This is a genomic window from Ferrovibrio sp. (genome assembly GCF_019636075.1).
Taxonomy (GTDB): Bacteria; Pseudomonadota; Alphaproteobacteria; order Ferrovibrionales; family Ferrovibrionaceae; genus Ferrovibrio.
The window spans coordinates 82,362-97,462 of record NZ_JAHBYG010000006.1; the positions used below are offsets into that span (position 1 = coordinate 82,362).

General features: G+C 65.1%; 15 protein-coding genes. 8 read left to right on the forward strand and 7 right to left on the reverse strand.

Annotation, left to right across the window (positions count from 1 at the left end; all coding sequences use genetic code 11):
• Nucleotides 1-88: 88 nt before the first annotated feature.
• Both phnN and KF827_RS04610 read right to left on the reverse strand, forming a co-directional pair.
• The gene (phnN, locus tag KF827_RS04605) at nucleotides 89-679 is read right to left on the reverse strand and encodes a phosphonate metabolism protein/1,5-bisphosphokinase (PRPP-forming) PhnN (RefSeq protein WP_291000922.1); all 591 of its coding nucleotides are present in this window, start codon (nucleotides 677-679) and stop codon (nucleotides 89-91) included.
• 14 nt (nucleotides 680-693) lie between these two features.
• The gene (locus KF827_RS04610) at nucleotides 694-1,443 is read right to left on the reverse strand and encodes an SDR family oxidoreductase (protein ID WP_291000930.1); all 750 of its coding nucleotides are present in this window, start codon (nucleotides 1,441-1,443) and stop codon (nucleotides 694-696) included.
• A 224-nt stretch (nucleotides 1,444-1,667) separates the two neighbouring features.
• Between KF827_RS04610 and KF827_RS04615 the strand changes: the two genes are divergently transcribed.
• Genes KF827_RS04615 through KF827_RS04630 form a run of 4 tightly spaced genes read left to right on the forward strand, consistent with a single transcriptional unit; the run spans nucleotide 1,668 to nucleotide 4,527 of the window.
• Nucleotides 1,668-2,180, forward strand: coding sequence for a mechanosensitive ion channel domain-containing protein (locus KF827_RS04615; protein WP_291000933.1), 513 nt, complete (start codon nucleotides 1,668-1,670; stop codon nucleotides 2,178-2,180).
• A 41-nt stretch (nucleotides 2,181-2,221) separates the two neighbouring features.
• Complete coding sequence (locus KF827_RS04620; protein ID WP_291000937.1) at nucleotides 2,222-3,010, forward strand: hypothetical protein; 789 nt, start codon at nucleotides 2,222-2,224, stop codon at nucleotides 3,008-3,010.
• Between the two features lie 24 nt (nucleotides 3,011-3,034).
• Nucleotides 3,035-4,198 carry a YbfB/YjiJ family MFS transporter gene (locus tag KF827_RS04625; protein WP_291000940.1) on the forward strand — a complete coding sequence of 388 codons (1,164 nt, stop codon included), beginning with the start codon at nucleotides 3,035-3,037 and terminating at the stop codon, nucleotides 4,196-4,198.
• A complete protein-coding gene (locus KF827_RS04630; protein ID WP_291000943.1) occupies nucleotides 4,195-4,527 on the forward strand; it encodes a DUF1491 family protein in 333 nt (110 codons plus the stop codon). Before KF827_RS04625 ends, KF827_RS04630 begins: the two co-directional genes overlap by 4 nt.
• A 62-nt stretch (nucleotides 4,528-4,589) precedes the next feature.
• Here KF827_RS04630 and purU read toward each other — a convergent pair whose 3' ends face one another.
• Together purU and KF827_RS04640 are read right to left on the reverse strand one after the other, a co-directional pair.
• Nucleotides 4,590-5,465, reverse strand: coding sequence for a formyltetrahydrofolate deformylase (gene purU, locus KF827_RS04635; RefSeq protein ID WP_291000946.1), 876 nt, complete (start codon nucleotides 5,463-5,465; stop codon nucleotides 4,590-4,592).
• Between the two features lie 87 nt (nucleotides 5,466-5,552).
• Nucleotides 5,553-6,278 (reverse strand): DUF1194 domain-containing protein, encoded by a 726-nt coding sequence (locus KF827_RS04640; protein WP_291000949.1) that lies wholly within the window; start codon nucleotides 6,276-6,278, stop codon nucleotides 5,553-5,555.
• A 251-nt stretch (nucleotides 6,279-6,529) separates the two neighbouring features.
• On the opposite strand from KF827_RS04640, the gene KF827_RS04645 reads away from it, so the two are divergent.
• On the forward strand, nucleotides 6,530-7,534 hold the full coding sequence (locus KF827_RS04645) for a putative sulfate exporter family transporter (protein WP_291000953.1): 1,005 nt from the start codon (nucleotides 6,530-6,532) through the stop codon (nucleotides 7,532-7,534).
• A gap of 16 nt (nucleotides 7,535-7,550) precedes the next feature.
• Here KF827_RS04645 and KF827_RS04650 read toward each other — a convergent pair whose 3' ends face one another.
• The gene (locus KF827_RS04650) at nucleotides 7,551-8,165 is read right to left on the reverse strand and encodes a pyridoxamine 5'-phosphate oxidase family protein (RefSeq protein WP_291000956.1); all 615 of its coding nucleotides are present in this window, start codon (nucleotides 8,163-8,165) and stop codon (nucleotides 7,551-7,553) included.
• A 138-nt stretch (nucleotides 8,166-8,303) separates the two neighbouring features.
• On the opposite strand from KF827_RS04650, the gene KF827_RS04655 reads away from it, so the two are divergent.
• The 3 genes from KF827_RS04655 to KF827_RS04665 are packed head-to-tail and all read left to right on the forward strand — an operon-like array spanning nucleotide 8,304 to nucleotide 11,508.
• Nucleotides 8,304-10,112 carry an ABC-F family ATP-binding cassette domain-containing protein gene (locus tag KF827_RS04655; RefSeq protein WP_291000959.1) on the forward strand — a complete coding sequence of 603 codons (1,809 nt, stop codon included), beginning with the start codon at nucleotides 8,304-8,306 and terminating at the stop codon, nucleotides 10,110-10,112.
• Complete coding sequence (locus KF827_RS04660) at nucleotides 10,109-10,816, forward strand: SDR family oxidoreductase (protein WP_291000962.1); 708 nt, start codon at nucleotides 10,109-10,111, stop codon at nucleotides 10,814-10,816. The genes KF827_RS04655 and KF827_RS04660 overlap by 4 nt, the downstream gene beginning before the upstream one ends.
• Nucleotides 10,813-11,508, forward strand: coding sequence for an SDR family oxidoreductase (locus KF827_RS04665; RefSeq protein ID WP_291000965.1), 696 nt, complete (start codon nucleotides 10,813-10,815; stop codon nucleotides 11,506-11,508). Before KF827_RS04660 ends, KF827_RS04665 begins: the two co-directional genes overlap by 4 nt.
• On the opposite strand, the gene KF827_RS04670 is transcribed toward KF827_RS04665, so the two are convergent.
• Both KF827_RS04670 and KF827_RS04675 read right to left on the reverse strand, forming a co-directional pair.
• Nucleotides 11,472-12,437 carry a transglutaminase family protein gene (locus tag KF827_RS04670; protein WP_291000967.1) on the reverse strand — a complete coding sequence of 322 codons (966 nt, stop codon included), beginning with the start codon at nucleotides 12,435-12,437 and terminating at the stop codon, nucleotides 11,472-11,474. The genes KF827_RS04665 and KF827_RS04670 overlap by 37 nt on opposite strands.
• Nucleotides 12,437-15,049 carry a circularly permuted type 2 ATP-grasp protein gene (locus KF827_RS04675; protein ID WP_291000971.1) on the reverse strand — a complete coding sequence of 871 codons (2,613 nt, stop codon included), beginning with the start codon at nucleotides 15,047-15,049 and terminating at the stop codon, nucleotides 12,437-12,439. The genes KF827_RS04670 and KF827_RS04675 overlap by 1 nt, the downstream gene beginning before the upstream one ends.
• Nucleotides 15,050-15,101: the final 52 nt, after the last annotated feature.

Sequence of the window (15,101 nt, forward strand, 5' to 3'; positions counted from 1 at the left end):
GGGTTGGGGATTGGTTGCCATAATATGATGGTCATCATATTTTAAAAGGCAAGAAATATCGATAAAAATATAAAATAACGATTTTTTCTTATTGCGGACGGCGCTTCAGCAGGTCCACGAAGCGGGCGGCGGTCTCGGCCAGCGGGCCGTCATTGTCCAGTCGCACAACATCGCTGCCGCTCAGGGTGAAGGCGGCGGCGCGCTGCAGGCGCTCCTCGATTTCGGCCGGACTTTCGCGGCCACGGCCCAGCAGGCGCTGGCGCAGGATATCCGGGCTGGCATTGATCAGCAGCACCAGCAGGCCGGGATAGCGCTTGCGGGCATCGTCCAGCACGGTGCGCGACACATTCACCACCACCTCGCGGCCGGCGGCCAGATCCGCCTCGATCTGTTTCGGGATACCGTAATGCAGGCCATGGGCCGGCCAGTGCAGGGCGAAATCGCCACGCGCCTGGGCGGCTGCGAAATCGGCTTCGCTCATGGCGATATAATCCTCGCCGGGCAGCCCGGGCGCGCGGGTTACCACCCGGCGCGGAAACACCACCCCGGGCCCGGCGGCGGGATCGTTCTTCAGCGCCGCGCGCGCGGCATCGAGCAGGCTATCCTTGCCCACGCCGCTGGGGCCGACCACCAGCACCAGGCGGCCGCGTCGTTTATCAATCTGCGAATCCGTTGCCATCAGCCGATGGCATATCAGAGCGTCCAGCCGCCATCAATGAGGTGTACGGCGCCGGTGGTGAAGGCCGCCTCATCCGATGCGAGATACACCACCAACGCGGCCACTTCCTCGGCGGTGCCAAGCCGGCCCATGGGCTGGCGGGAGACGAACATTTCGCGGGCCTTTTCCGCGCCGCCCACGCTTTCGCCCAGCGCGGCGATGCGATCGTCCAACGATGGCGACTGGATGGTGCCCGGGCAGATCGCATTGCAGCGGATGCCCTGGCGGATGTAATCCAGCGCGATGGATTTGGTCAGCCCGATCACGGCGGCCTTGGTGGTGCCGTAAACGAACCGGTTTGCGGCAGCCTTCACCGAGGAGGCGCCCGACGAGATGTTGATGATCGAGGCGCCGCGTTTCGCCTCCAGCATGGCCGGCAGCAACGCCTTGGTGAGGCGAAACATCGACCGCACATTCAGATCGAAGGCAAAATCCCAATCGGCTTCGCTGCAATCCAGGATCGTGCCGTGATGCACGAAGCCGGCGCAGTTGAACAACGCATCCACCGCGCCCACCTGGGCGGCGAAATCGGCAATCGCCGCCGGATCGCGCACATTCAGTTGCGTGGTGCGGATGCCGGGCAGGCTGTTCAGCTCGGCCAGCCGCTCGGCATTCACATCGGTGGCAATCACCTCGGCGCCCTCGCGCGCCATGGCCACAGCCGTCGCCCGCCCGATGCCCTGGGCCGCCGCCGTGATCACCGCCTTCTTGCCCTGTAAACGCATGCCCCGCTCCCGCTGGTTGTTTGGCCTGTTGTTCGGCCGATTATGCTGGCGGCGGATTGGCGCCGCATCTCCCATCTGATATATCAGTTGTGCCAACTCTAGCGGCTTGTCGGTATTTTGGCTATGTCCGGGTTCGGCTGGCCTTACCCTTTCGGGTGACTTCCAGCCGGCCGCCAAAGCCGCCATACTTGCAAAATCGCGCCTTATTTTCCGGGGAACCCGCAATGACCATCAATATCGACGCCTATCTGCCGCAAGTCCTGCATCTGCTCACCAGCATCGGCGGCGCCATCCTGGTGCTGATCGCCTTCTGGATCGCCGGCAGCGTGGCGCGTTCGGTGATCGCGCGGGTTTCGGAGCGCGACAAAAATCGCCGCGACGTGCTGCTGCTGCTGGCCAATGTGGCGCGCTGGGGCATCATGGGTTTCGGCATCGTCACCGCGCTTGGCACGCTGGGCGTGGATGTAACCGGCCTGATCGCCGGCCTGGGCCTTACCGGCTTCGCGCTCGGCTTCGCGCTGAAGGATATCGTTTCCAGCTTGATGGCCGGCCTGCTGATCTTGCTCAACCGCCCCTTCGTGGGCGGCGACAAGATCACCGTTACCGGCATCACCGGCACGGTCAGCAAGATCGACCTGCGCTATACCGAGGTGGTGGACGAGAATAACAACCGCCATCTGATTCCCAATGCCAATGTGCTGGGCAATGTGGTGATGGTGGCGCCTGCGGGCCAGTGATCCGGCTTTGACGTAGGGCGTTTGTTCGGGAGGGCATGGCAATGATGAAGAAAGTCGCGCTGGGCATTCTGGTCGTGGTGCTGGTTGTGGCCGGCGGCGCTTATTATCTGCTGAGCAATCTCGACAGCCTGGTGAAGGCCGCCGTGGAGACCTATGGCAGCGAAGCCACGCAAACCCGCGTCAGCCTGGGCAAGGTGGAATTGAAGATCAGCGATGGCCAGGCCAGCCTTGGCGATCTGAAAGTGATGAACCCGAAGGGTTTCAGCGACAGCGAAGCGATGAGCCTGGGGCTGATTTCGGTGAAGCTGGATGTCGCCAATTCCAATCAAACGTTGATCGTGATCAAGGAAGTTGTGATCGAGCGCCCGCATATCAGCTATGAGCAGGCCGCTGCCGGCGGCAATCTGGAAACCATCCAGAAGAATGCCCAGGCCTATGGCCAGAAGATGGCTGGCGGCGGCGCGGGCGGTGGCGGTTCGTCCGCTTCCTCCTCGGCCAGCAAGACCGGCAAGCCGGAACCCAAGCTGGTCATCGAGAATCTGTATGTGCGCGATGGCCGCATCGGCATCAGCCATGCCGCATTGCAAGGCCGCAAGCTGGAAAGCAGCCTGCCCACCATCCATCTCACCGATATCGGCAAAGCCAAGGGCGGCGCCACGCCGGCGGAAGTGGCCGAGCGTGTGCTGGGCAGCATCAGCCAGAGCGCCAGCCGCGTGGCGGTGAGCGACCTGCAGAAGCAACTGGGCGACCAGTTCAAAGGTGCGGCTGGCGCGTTGCAGCAGAATTCCGGCGGCGCTGCCGATCGCCTGAAGGGCTTGCTGTCCAAGTAAATGCCCAAGTAAGTGCCCAGGTAAATGACTGGTCCATCGCCAACCCGCAGGCTCATTGTTGGTGCGCTGCCGGGCCTGGCCGCCCTGCTGGTCGGCCTTGGCCTGGCGCGTTTCGGCTATACACCGCTATTGCCGGCGCTGATCGAACGCCATTGGCTCGAACCTGCCGAGGCGATCTATCTTGGCGCCGCCAATCTGGCCGGCTATCTCGGCGGCAGCATGCTGGCCGCCTGGCTGGCTTTGCGCTATCCGGCTGGCTGGCTGGTACGTCTGGCGATGCTGGCCGGTGCGGTCAGCTTCATCGCCTGCGCGCTGCCGCTGGGTTTCTGGTGGTTCGCGCCCTGGCGCTTCCTGGCCGGCTTCATCGGCGGCGTGCTGGTGGTGCTGGCGGTGCCGCTCTGCCTGGCCAACCTGCCGCTGGAAATGCGCGGGCGCGGCGCTGGCATCATGTTCACCGGGGTAGGGATCGGCATCGCCGCCTCGGGAACATTGGTGCCGATGCTGGCGCGCCAGGATTTGTCCACCGTATGGCTGGGCATCGCGGCCTTGGGCTTGATGCTTACCTTTCTGGCCTGGCGTAGCTGGGGCGCCGGTGATGCGGCGGCGCAATCCGCGCCAGCCGACAGCGAGGCCGGCCCGGTGCTCAGCAAGGCGGTCTGGCTGTTGCTGCTCGCCTATGGCCTGGATGCTTTCGCCTTCGTGCCGCATACGGTTTTCTGGGTGGATTTTATCGCCCGTGGCCTGGGTCGCGGCCTGGCCGAGGGCGGCAGTTTCTGGGTGCTGTATGGCGTGGGCGCGCTTTGCGGCCCGATCCTGGCCGGCTTGATGGCCGAGAAGCTTGGCTTCCAGCGCGCGGTGGTGGTTTGCTTCTTTATAAAGGCGGTTGGCCTGCTGCTGCCGGTGTTGAGCACGGCGCGACCGTCGCTGGCGGTGTCGGCGATGCTGGTCGGCGCGCTTACGCCGGGCATCTCCGCCATCACATCGGGCCGCGTGGCCGAGTTGGTGGGCGCTGCGCGCCATCGCATGGTCTGGGGCTGGATGACCACCGCCTTCGCCGTGGCGCAAGCCGCCAGCGCCTATGGCTTGGGCTTTCTATTCACCGTCACCCATTCCTATCTGCTGCTTTACCTGATCGGCGGTATCTTGCTGATAGTCGGCGGCCTGCTCGCGATGGGATCCAGGCGATGATGGATGCGCGCCTGAAGGCCGGCCTGCTGGTGCAGGCGATCTTGCGGCTTTACGACCGCGAACTGATTCCCGCCGTGCTGCGGCGGCGCGGCGATGCCGATGCTGGCGCGGTGCTGGTGAAGATTGCGGTGGATCGTGAAAACGCGCTGCTGCTCAGCCAGGCCCGCGATGCCGAAGGCCGGGCGGCCTGGCTGCGCACCGGGCCTGCGGCGGATGCGGTGATCGAGGCCGCGATTGCCAAGGCGATCGACCGCGACCCGGATATCTGGGTGATCGAAGCGGAAGACCCGCGTGGCCAATTGCCGTTCGAGGCGCCGATTTTACGCTGAAGGCCGGGGTCTGCGCTGAAAGCTGGCGCCTGCGCTGAAAGCTGGGTCCGGGCTGAACAGCTTCAGTCCTTGAATATCACGGTTTTGCGGCCGTTCAGCAGCACGCGGTCTTCCAGATGCAGGCGCACGGCACGGGCCAGCACGCGGCGCTCGATATCGCGGCCCATGCGCACCAGGTCGTCGGGCGTGTCGCGATGGCTGATACGCTCCACATCCTGTTCGATGATCGGGCCTTCATCCAGATCGGATGTCACGTAATGCGCGGTGGCGCCGATCAGTTTCACGCCGCGCTCATGGGCCTGGTGATAGGGCTTGGCGCCCTTGAAGCCGGGCAGGAAGGAATGATGGATGTTGATGCAGCGGCCAGATAGCTTGGCGGCCAGGCCATCCGACAGCACCTGCATGTAGCGCGCCAGCACCACCAGTTCGGCGCGGCTTTCATTCACCACGCGCAACACCTCGGCCTCCTGCTCCATCTTGGTTTCGCGGGTGATCGGCAGATGATGGAAGGGCAGGTCGCGCAGATCCAGGTGATCATAGCTTTCGCGCGGATGATTGGAGATGATGCCGGCCACATCCATCGGCAATTCGCCGATCTTCCAGCGATAGAGCAGGTCGGCCAGGCAATGGTCGAATTTCGAGACCATCAGCAGCACGCGGCGCGGGGTGGCGGTGTCGCGCATGGTCCAGGTCATGGCAAAGCGTTCGGCGATGGGCCGGAAGCCTTCCTGCACCGCCTTCAGGTCGCCATTGGCGCGGGTGGCCGCGAAGGTGACGCGCATGAAAAAGCGGTCGCTCAGCACATCGTCGAATTGCTGGGCATCCAGGATGTTGAAACCGGCATCGAACAGGTGGCTCGATACGGACGCAACGATGCCCGGGCGGTCGGCACAGGACAGGGTGAGCACGATTGGATGCGCGGGTGGATGCAGGGGCATGATGGCAATACCTTGGGCAAACGGCTATTGGCGGCACAAGGTAAGCATCGGCGCGGCCCCGTCAACTCCCCCGCCGGCCATACTGGATCAGCCATGCAGGCTGGTTTGCGGCCCACTGGTTTGCGGCCCACCGGTTTGCGGCCTGGCGGCGATTTCCAGGATCAGCTTGCGCCGGATCGCTTCGGCGAAACTGGCATAATCCCGCGCCGGCATGATGAAGGCGCCGGTGCCGCCGATGATATTCTGCTCATAATAGCTGTCGATATCCGGTTCCATATGCAGGATCGGCAGGCCATTGATGGTGATGCCGCGCGCCACCGCCCTGTCGCGGGCCAGGGCCGGTGGCTGGCCGCGATTGTTGCGGCCATCGCCCGATACGTCGATCACCCGGCGGGTGGCGCGAAACGGCAGCCTGTCGGCTTCCAGCAAGGCGCTGCCGAAATCGATCGCCTCGCCCGGCGCGGTGCCGCCGCCGAAAATGCTGCGCGGCACTTTGCCCAACGCAGCGCCGAAGGCCAGCACGTCGGCGCGGCTTTTCAGCAGGGTCCAGGGCAGCAGCAGGTTATGCAGGCTGGGGCCAGACCATTGGAAATAGCACACCGCCACCGCGCCATGCAGGCCGGACAGGATGGCATCCACCACCTTGGGATGGCTGAAGGCATCGGCATAGCCGCGCTGTTGCAGCACATAATGCTCTTCGCGCACGCTGCCCGAACAATCGGCTGCCAGCACCAGGGCCAGATCGGCCTGCCCGGCCTGCTGGGCGATTGCCGGTCCGGCCAGGCCGAGGGAAAGGGCGGGCAGGGCTGCCATGCCCGCCAGGATATGCCTCCGGCTGGAGAGTTGCTGGCTGTATCCGTGCCGTCTGGATGTGTGCCGTCTGGATAAAGGCGACCGCAAGCTGCTGCACCCTTTTGCCCCACAGATTGGCCATAGTATGGCATGGCCGGCACCGGCTTTTGCGGAAAAAAAATCAGCGCGGCGCCGCCGAAGGCTATAATTATTCCATATCAAGGCATTAGATTGGCTCTCCCGCCTCAGCCGCGAGCTTACCCTGTCCGCCCATGTTGTCTTCCCTCGATAAGGCCCGCGCCACGCTGCAGCATTTCGGCCCCGGCCTGCTGGTCAGCTTCACCATCGCCATCGCCGCCAGCTTTCTGGGCGAACATTATGGTGCGCCGGTGATGCTGTATGCCCTGCTGCTGGGCATGGCTTTCCATTTTCTGCATCAGGATGGCCGCTGCGTGGCGGGGATCGACCTGGCGGCCAAAAGCGTGTTGCGCGTGGCGGTCGGCCTGCTGGGCGCGCAGATCACCCTGGCGCAGATCATGAGCTACGGCCTCTGGCTGCCGTTGCTGGCGGTGGCCGGGGTGATGCTCACCATCGGCTTTGGCCTGGTGGTGGCGCGCAGCTTCGGCCTGTCGGGCCATTTCGGCCTGCTCACCGGCGGCGCGGTGGCGATTTGCGGCGCCTCGGCGGCCTTGGCGATTGCCTCGGTGCTGCCGCGCAGCGATACCAGCGAACGCGACACCGTATTCACTGTGGTGGGGGTTACAGCGCTCAGCACATTGGCGATGATCATCTATCCGATGATCACCGCCTGGCTGGGCTGGGACGATACCGCCGCCGGCATCTTCCTGGGCGCCACCATCCATGATGTGGCGCAGGTGGTGGGAGCCGGTTTCAGTATTTCGGAAGGCGCAGGCCAGGCTGCCACCTTCACCAAATTGCTGCGGGTGATGCTGTTGGTGCCGGTGGTGCTGGGGCTGGCGGTGTTTTTCCGCAAGGGCAATGCGGGCGAAACCGGCGGCGCCAAGCCGCCGCTTTTTCTGCTGGCTTTCGTGGCACTGGTGGTGCTCAACAGCCTGGGTGCGATACCGGCGCCGGCCTTGGATGCGATGAAGCAGATTTCACGCTGGTTCCTGGTCGGCGCGATTGCCGCGCTGGGGATGAAAACCTCGCTCAAGGCCTTGGCCCAGGTGGGTGGCCGCGCGGTTGGCCTGATCGTGGCGGAAACCGTGTTTCTCGCCATGCTGGCGGCCGGCGCGCTTTACATGCTGGGCCATTAGGGCCCACGCAGAGCGATCACCACATGGATTTGCGGGCGCGCTCCGGCCAGGCTTCGTCATAGGGTTTGCCGCCGATGGTGTTGTCGCTCAAGGCGGCCAGGATTTCACCGGCCGTTGGCAGGCTGCTGGCCGGCACATGGCGTTCGGGATTCCACAATTCGGCGCGGATCACCGCACGCGCGCATTGGAAATACACACTCTCCACCTGCACCACGATCACGCTGCGCGGCGGTTTGCCATCCACCTTGAAGCTGTCCAGCAGATCCGGCGCGATGCTCAAATGGGCGCGACCGTTCAAGCGCAGGGTCACGCCATGGCCGGGGATCAGAAACAGCAGGCCCACGCGCGGATCGCGCACGATGTTGCGCAGCGAATCAACGCGGTTGTTGCCCATGCGGTCGGGCAGCAGCAGGGTTTTTTCATCCTGCACGCGGATAAAACCCTTCAAATCGCCGCGTGGCGAGCAATCCAGGCCTTCCGGTCCGCTGGTGGCCAGCGCCAGGAAGGGCGAGGCTTCGATATAGGCGCGATAATGCGGGGTGATGTGGTCCACCTCTTTCACGGTCGAGGTGGGAAGCGGCTGGCCGTAAAGGGCGGTAAGCTGTTCAATCGAGGCAATCGTATGCTGCATGCTGTCCTCCGCGCGGATGCAGTATAATCCGGTGGCGGCAGGGCGGCAAATTGGATGCTTGCTGCATTCATCCGGCCCTTCCCGAAACCGGCCCGAGGCCGTATCGTCCGGCCACAATTCTGTCATCTGGAGTATGTCATGGCAGCGCCGCTGCTTATTTTGCGCGATATCGGCCTTAGTTTCGGCGGCAGCCATGCGTTGCTCGATGGCGCGGAATTTTCCGTGCTCGAACGCGACCGGCTTTGCCTGGTGGGGCGCAATGGTTCGGGCAAATCCACCTTGCTGAAGATTGCTGCCGGCTTAGTGCAGCCCGATCGCGGCGAGCGCGTGCTGCGCCAGGGCGTGACCATGCGCTATCTGCCGCAGGAGCCGGATTTCGGCGATTTCAAAACCGTGCTGGCCTATGTGGAAGCCGGCATGATGCCGGGCGACGAAGTGCATCGTGCGCGGTATCTGCTGAACGAGTTGGGCCTGACCGGCGAGGAAGAGCCGGTGCGGCTGTCGGGCGGCGAAGCGCGGCGTGCGGCGCTGGCCCGCGTGCTGGCGCCGCGGCCGGATATCCTGCTGCTGGACGAGCCGACCAATCATCTCGATCTGCCGGCCATCGAATGGCTGGAAACCGAATTGCGCGGCATGGATTCGGCGCTGGTGCTGATCAGCCATGATCGCCGCTTCCTGTCCAATCTCTCGCGCCGCACGCTCTGGCTCGATCGCGGCGAAACCCGCATGCTGGAGCGCGACTTCGGCGAATTCGAGGCCTGGCGCGACGAGACGCTGGAGCAGGAAGAGGTCGAGCGCCACAAGCTGGATCGCAAGATCGCTGCTGAGCTGGATTGGCTGCGCTATGGCGTAACGGCGCGGCGCAAACGCAATATGGGCCGGTTGCGCGGTTTGCAGGATCTGCGCCGCGAACGCCGCGACCAGCGCCGCGCGGTGGGCGATGTGAAGCTGAACGCCACCGAGGCGGAAGCCTCCGCCAAACTGGTGGCCGAGCTCGAGGGCGTGAGCAAGGCCTATGGCGAACGCGTGATCGTGCGCGAACTGGACATGCGGCTGCGGCGCGGCGACCGGCTGGGCATCGTCGGTCCCAATGGTGCCGGCAAAACCACGCTGATCAATCTGCTCACCGGCAATCTGGCGCCCGATAGCGGCAAAGCCAAGCTGGGGCAGAATCTGGCCATGGTGACGCTGGACCAACGCCGCGAAGCGCTGGATCCGCAAACCACCTTGCAGGATACGCTCACGCAAGGCCGCGGCGACATGGTGCATGTGGGCGACAAGCCGCGCCATGTGATCGGCTATATGAAGGATTTTCTGTTCGGGCCGGAACAGGCGCGCACGCCGGTGGGCCGGTTGTCGGGCGGCGAACGCGGCAGGCTGATGCTGGCGCGCGCCATGGCGGTGCCGTCCAACCTGCTGGTGCTGGACGAACCGACCAACGATCTCGATCTCGAAACCCTCGATCTGTTGCAGGAAATGCTGACCGATTATCCCGGCACCGTGCTGCTGGTGAGCCATGACCGCGATTTCCTGGATCGTGTGGTAACCCATGTGCTGGCCTATGAGGGCGATGGGCGCTGGCAGCTTTATGCCGGCGGCTATTCCGACATGCTGGCCCAGCGCGGCCCTGGCATCGCCGCGAAACAGAATGCGGCGGCCAAGCCGGAGCGCAAGGCGGAAACGTCTGCTGCCACGGCTACGGCCAAACGCCGCCTCAGCTTCAAGGACAAGCATGCGCTGGAAACCCTGCCCAAGCGCATGGCGGACTTGCAGGCCGATATCGCCAGGCAGCAGGCCAAGCTGGATGATCCGGCCTTGTTCAGCCGCGACCCGGCAGCCTTCAACAAAACCGCCGAGGCCTTGGCGAAAGCCCAGGCCGAATTGGCGGAAGCCGAGGATGAATGGCTGCGGCTGGAAATGCTGCGCGAGGAGATGGAGGCGCAATGATCGACCTGCACGGCCGCCGCGCGTTGGTCACCGGCCATAAAGGCGGCATCGGCGCCGCCATCATGGCCGTGCTGGCGGAATACGGCGCCGAGGTGCATGGTTTCGACCTGCCGGAGATCGACCTCAACGATCTCGCCGCCATACCGGGCCATGTGGCGGCCTTGCGCGCCCGCAGCGGCCCGCTGGATATTCTGGTGAACAATGCCGGCATCACCCTGCTGGGCAATCTGCTGGATCAGGATATCGCGGCCGCCGAACGCCTGCTGCGCATCAACCTGCTGGCGCCGATGGCGCTGATCAAGGCCGTGCTGCCGGACATGATCGCGGCCAAACGCGGTGCGGTGGTGAATATCGCCTCCGACCAGGCTTTCATCGGCAAGCGTGATTCGGCAGTCTATGGCGCATCGAAAGCCGCTATCGCTCAGCTTTGCAAAAGCGCGGCGCTGGATTGGGCCGGGCATAACATCCGCTTCAACGCCATCGCGCCGGGCAGTACGGATACCGCCATGCTGCACGATGTGATCGCCGAGATGGCGCGCCGCAATCCGCAATTGCCCGATGATGCCTACAAGGCCGCCGTGCCTTTGGGCCGTTTCGCCGATCCGCGCGAAATCGCCAATGCGGTGGCTTTCCTGTGTTCGGATGCGGCATCGTTCATCACCGGCGTGGTGCTGCCGGTGGATGGCGGCGGCACGGCTGCATGAGCCGCGTTGCCGTCGTTACCGGCGCCAGCCGCGGCATCGGGCGCGCGATTGCCGAAGCGTTGGCCGCGCAAGGCTGGCAGGTGATCGGCCTGGCGCGCCATGCAACGCAGCTTCCCGGCATCGACATGCGGGTATGCGACGTGACCGACCGCACGGCGATTGCCGATGCCTTTGCCGCCATCCCGCACGTCGATCTGCTGGTGAACAATGCCGGCGCGGCCGGCGGCGCCGTATTCGGCAGCGCGGAAGAGCTTGCCGGCTGGGATGGCATCCTCGAATCCAATCTCACTGCCAGCTATCTCTGCGCTGCGGCAGTGCGCGACAAGCTGCCTGATGATACTGGCCGCATCGTCAATATCGCGTCCGTGCTCGGCCTGCGCGGCGTGCCGGATCAACTGGCCTATACGGCGGCCAAGCATGGCGTGGTGGGGCTGACCAAGGCGCTGGCGCTGGCATTGGCGCCGCGCCGCATCACGGTGAATGCGATCTGCCCGGGCTGGGTGGATACCGCGATGGCGCAGGCGCGGTTCAGGGAACTTGGCATCAGCGCCAAGGATGCGGCGGCTGGCACACCCACGGGCCGCATCACCACGCCGCAGGAAATCGCCGCCCTGGTGCTGTATCTGGCCAGCGCCGCCGCTGGCAACCTGACCGGTCAGGCTTTGGGCGTGGATGGCGGCGCGACGCTCTGAGATTGAGTTTGGGTCTGGCCCTGGCTCTGGGCTTGCGTCTGTTTCGGCGGCGCATCCAGCGGCAGCAATTCCACCGCCACGCCCACGCGATGCGGCCCGCCGCCCAACACCACGCCGCGCACCGGGCTGATATCGTTGTAATCGCGGCCCACCGCCAGCGTAACGTGATCTTCGCTCACCACCAGATCGTTGGTGGGGTCGAGATCGATCCAGCCATGCGCATCGCCGCACCAGACCGATACCCAGGCATGCGAGGCATCGGCGCCGCGCAGGCCGTTTTCATCGCCTGGCTGCATGGTGCGGATATAACCGGATACATAGCGCGCCGCCAGGCCATGGGAGCGCAGCATGGCGATTTGCAGATGGGCGAAATCCTGGCATACGCCGGCACGCTGCTTCATCGCCTCGGCCACCGGGGTGAACACTTCGGTGGCGGTGGGGTCGTAGCGGAAATCGTCGTGGATGCGCTTGGTCAATTCGCGCGCCGCCGCCAGGATCGGCCGGTCCGGCGGCAGGCTTTGGGCGGCATAGGCGGCAATCGCATCGTCGGCATCGGCCATCGGCGAACCGAGGGCGAATTCGCAAGGCTCGAAGGCCTTGGGAAAACCATCGCCGTTCAGCAGGTCGCGGATGCTCTCCCAGGGCGGAGTTTCGGCTTCCGGCGGTGCGGTGAAGGGCTGCACGTCCACTTCGGCGGTCAGTTCCACATCGAAGCGCGTATGCGGTTCCTCGATGGAAAGATGCGAAACCAGATTGCCGAAATGATCGCGGCCGATTTCGCCGGTGCGGCCTTCCGGCGCGGTCTGCACCGCGCAATCGGTTACGGTCTGGCGCGGCCCGCTCTGCAAGGTCAGGTGCAGCAGGTGATACGACATGTCCACCGGCCAGCTATAGCTGTAGGACGTGGTGTGGCGCAGGCGATAGCGCATCAGCGACCGAACCCGAAGGATTGCGCCAGCTGGATATGCGAGAAATAGGTGCGCGTCAGCTGATCGGAAATATCCATCAGGGCCTGGGTGGTGGCGTCCAGGCTGCCGCGCAGGCGCGATACCAGGGTCTGCCATTCGGCGGCCGGCACTTCATCGCGGTCGAATTTCTCCACGATATCCTCGAAGGGCTTGCCCAGCGCCAGGCAATCCTCGCCGCGCGGCGGCTGGTCGCGGCGCGGCAGGATATCCAGATGCTGCGACATGGTGTTGAGCTGGAAACCCAGCGCATGGGGATTGCTGCCATCCAGCAACAATAGATCGAACACGGCGGCCGGTTGCAGCGAGGCGCGATAGCGGCGCCGATAGGTGAGGCTGGAATCGTTCAGCTCCAGCGCGATGCGGAAGCCCGGCTCGGGCGCGGTGGTGAGCACCGTGGTGGCGGCCGAAACGCTGCGCGAGATATAGATCGCGCGTTCCAGCCGGCGCCCGAAATCCAGGAAACGCCAGCCGCTGCCGCGTGTCATGTGTTCGGCCAGCATGCCGGCAATCGCCGCCGTGGTGCGGATCATCTGATCGCAGAATTCCAGCATCGCATCGGGATCGCCTTCGGCGCTGGTGCGCGATAGCCGCAATTCGCCCAGCAGATGGTTCAGCAGCCGCCACATATCGGCCGAGAAACGATGGCGCGCCACGGCAGCCAGCCGCTCCATGGCATCCAGGGTCTGGCCCAGCATCTGGTTGGACGCGGCGGCACGCGCCACGGCTTGGGCGAAGGTTTTGCTGTCGGGCGGCGCGGCGGCGGCGCGCTGGTCGATCAGGCCGCAGCGGCTGAGCGCGCGGGCCAGCACGCCCATCTCCACCATGTCGCGCGCGCTGCCCAATTCGCCCACCAGGCGGGTCAGCGTGGCGCGCAGCAGGCGGGCGCCGTCATCCAGCCGTTCAACGGAGCGGCCAAGCCAGAACAGATCGTCGGCCACGCGGCTTTGCAGGGTTCCCGAGGTGCGGCGCAATTGCAGGCGTTGGCGCGGCGCGTTGCCACGGATCACCAAGGGGCCGGGATCGGTGGCTTCCACCCACACATCCTTGTTCACGCCGCCGCGCTGCATGGTGGCGCGGAACGGATCGCCGCTTTGCGGCACGCGGGCCAGGCCGCCGGGCATCACCACATAGCCATCGCCATCGGCCACCACCTGCACACGCAGCAGGATCGGCGTGGGTTCCAGCTTGCCATTGGCGCCCAGGCCGGGCGCCACCGATGGCACCGTGCGCTCCTGCGCCACATAATCGCCGGGCCGGGCCTTGATGCGGGCCAGCAATTGCGCGCGGGCGGCATCGCTCAGATCGCGCACGCTCAGCGGCAGGGCGCGCAGATCGCGGGCGCCGCGCACCACCATGTCGTCGAAACGGTTTTCCACTTCGCGCAGCGCATAGCTCTGGCCGCACCACCAGGTGGCCACCGAAGGCAGTTTCAGGGTTTCGCCCAGCAGATGTTCGGCCAGGGTGGGCAGAAAGGCCTGCATCGCCGGCTGTTCGGCCAGGCCGCTGCCGATGCCATTGCACATCGCCACCCGGCCCTCGCGCACCGCCTGCATCAGGCCGGTTACGCCCAGGGCGGATTCGGCGCGCAATTCCAGCGGGTCGCACCATTCGCCATCCAGCCGCCGCAGGATCACGTCCACCGGCTCCAGGCCGGCCAGGGTTTTGATGAAGACCCGGCCATCGCGCATGGTAAGGTCGGCACCCTCGACCAGCGTGGCGCCCAATTCGCGGGCCAGATAGATATGTTCGAAATAGGCTTCGTTATACGGGCCAGGCGTGAGCAGAACCACGCGCGGATTGTCGCTCATATGCTGGCCGCGCGCCTGCAGGTCGCTCTGCCAGAAATCGAAATAGCGGGTCAGCGGCCGGGTGCGGCATTCGCGCAAGGCCTGGCCCATCAGGCGCGACATCACGCGGCGATTCTGCAAGGCATAGCCTGCGCCGGCGGGTGCCTGGCTGCGATCGGCGATCACCCGCCATATGCCATCGGGGCCGCGCACCAGTTCGGCGGCATAATGCTGCAACATGCGGCCGGGCATGCTGCCATCGGTGCGGCAGGCGGCGCGCAGGAAGTCGCGGTGGCCATAAACCAGCGCCGGCGGATAGCGCCCCTCGCGCAGCAGGTTCATCGGGCCGTAGAAATCGCGCAGCATGCGGTCCAGCAATTCGGCGCGCTGGATCAGGCCGGCCTCGATGCCGGCCCATTCCTCGGCCGATAGCAGCACCGGCACCGGGTCTAGCCGCCAGGGCCGCTGTTCGGGCAAAGGCGGTGCGATATCGGGGGCGCCGCGCCCGGCGGGGTCGCTGGGCAATTCGTAGAGATTATAAGTAACGCCCTCGTCTTCCAGATGCTGCCGGCCGCGTTCGGCGCGTTCGACCAGGCCGTTGGGGCCGAGCAGGCTCAGCGAGGCGAGCAGTGGCTGCCAATGCCGACGCACCACGCCCTGGCCGGTCACCATCTCGTCGAAGGCCGGCGGGTCTTCGGACGCAACGCGACCTGCCGGCGCCGGGATGGCGGCATCCGGGGCGGTGGCGTTCGGTGCGTCTACCTTTGCCTTCTGCGCAGTCGACATGGGCACCCAACGGGCTCCCTGGGGTTGATGCCTGGATGGGAACGATTCGCCC

Coding starts and splice junctions, on each gene's coding strand:
- KF827_RS04640 (WP_291000949.1), bottom strand. CDS start 6,278: ATGGCAGCCCTGCCCGCCCTTTCCCTCGGCCTGGCCGGACCGGCAATC.
- purU (WP_291000946.1), bottom strand. CDS start 5,465: ATGCCCCTGCATCCACCCGCGCATCCAATCGTGCTCACCCTGTCCTGT.
- KF827_RS04625 (WP_291000940.1), top strand. CDS start 3,035: ATGACTGGTCCATCGCCAACCCGCAGGCTCATTGTTGGTGCGCTGCCG.
- KF827_RS04645 (WP_291000953.1), top strand. CDS start 6,530: ATGTTGTCTTCCCTCGATAAGGCCCGCGCCACGCTGCAGCATTTCGGC.
- KF827_RS04630 (WP_291000943.1), top strand. CDS start 4,195: ATGATGGATGCGCGCCTGAAGGCCGGCCTGCTGGTGCAGGCGATCTTG.
- phnN (WP_291000922.1), bottom strand. CDS start 679: ATGGCAACGGATTCGCAGATTGATAAACGACGCGGCCGCCTGGTGCTG.
- KF827_RS04665 (WP_291000965.1), top strand. CDS start 10,813: ATGAGCCGCGTTGCCGTCGTTACCGGCGCCAGCCGCGGCATCGGGCGC.
- KF827_RS04670 (WP_291000967.1), bottom strand. CDS start 12,437: ATGCGCTATCGCCTGCGCCACACCACGTCCTACAGCTATAGCTGGCCG.
- KF827_RS04660 (WP_291000962.1), top strand. CDS start 10,109: ATGATCGACCTGCACGGCCGCCGCGCGTTGGTCACCGGCCATAAAGGC.
- KF827_RS04650 (WP_291000956.1), bottom strand. CDS start 8,165: ATGCAGCATACGATTGCCTCGATTGAACAGCTTACCGCCCTTTACGGC.
- KF827_RS04655 (WP_291000959.1), top strand. CDS start 8,304: ATGGCAGCGCCGCTGCTTATTTTGCGCGATATCGGCCTTAGTTTCGGC.
- KF827_RS04610 (WP_291000930.1), bottom strand. CDS start 1,443: ATGCGTTTACAGGGCAAGAAGGCGGTGATCACGGCGGCGGCCCAGGGC.
- KF827_RS04620 (WP_291000937.1), top strand. CDS start 2,222: ATGATGAAGAAAGTCGCGCTGGGCATTCTGGTCGTGGTGCTGGTTGTG.
- KF827_RS04615 (WP_291000933.1), top strand. CDS start 1,668: ATGACCATCAATATCGACGCCTATCTGCCGCAAGTCCTGCATCTGCTC.
- KF827_RS04675 (WP_291000971.1), bottom strand. CDS start 15,049: ATGTCGACTGCGCAGAAGGCAAAGGTAGACGCACCGAACGCCACCGCC.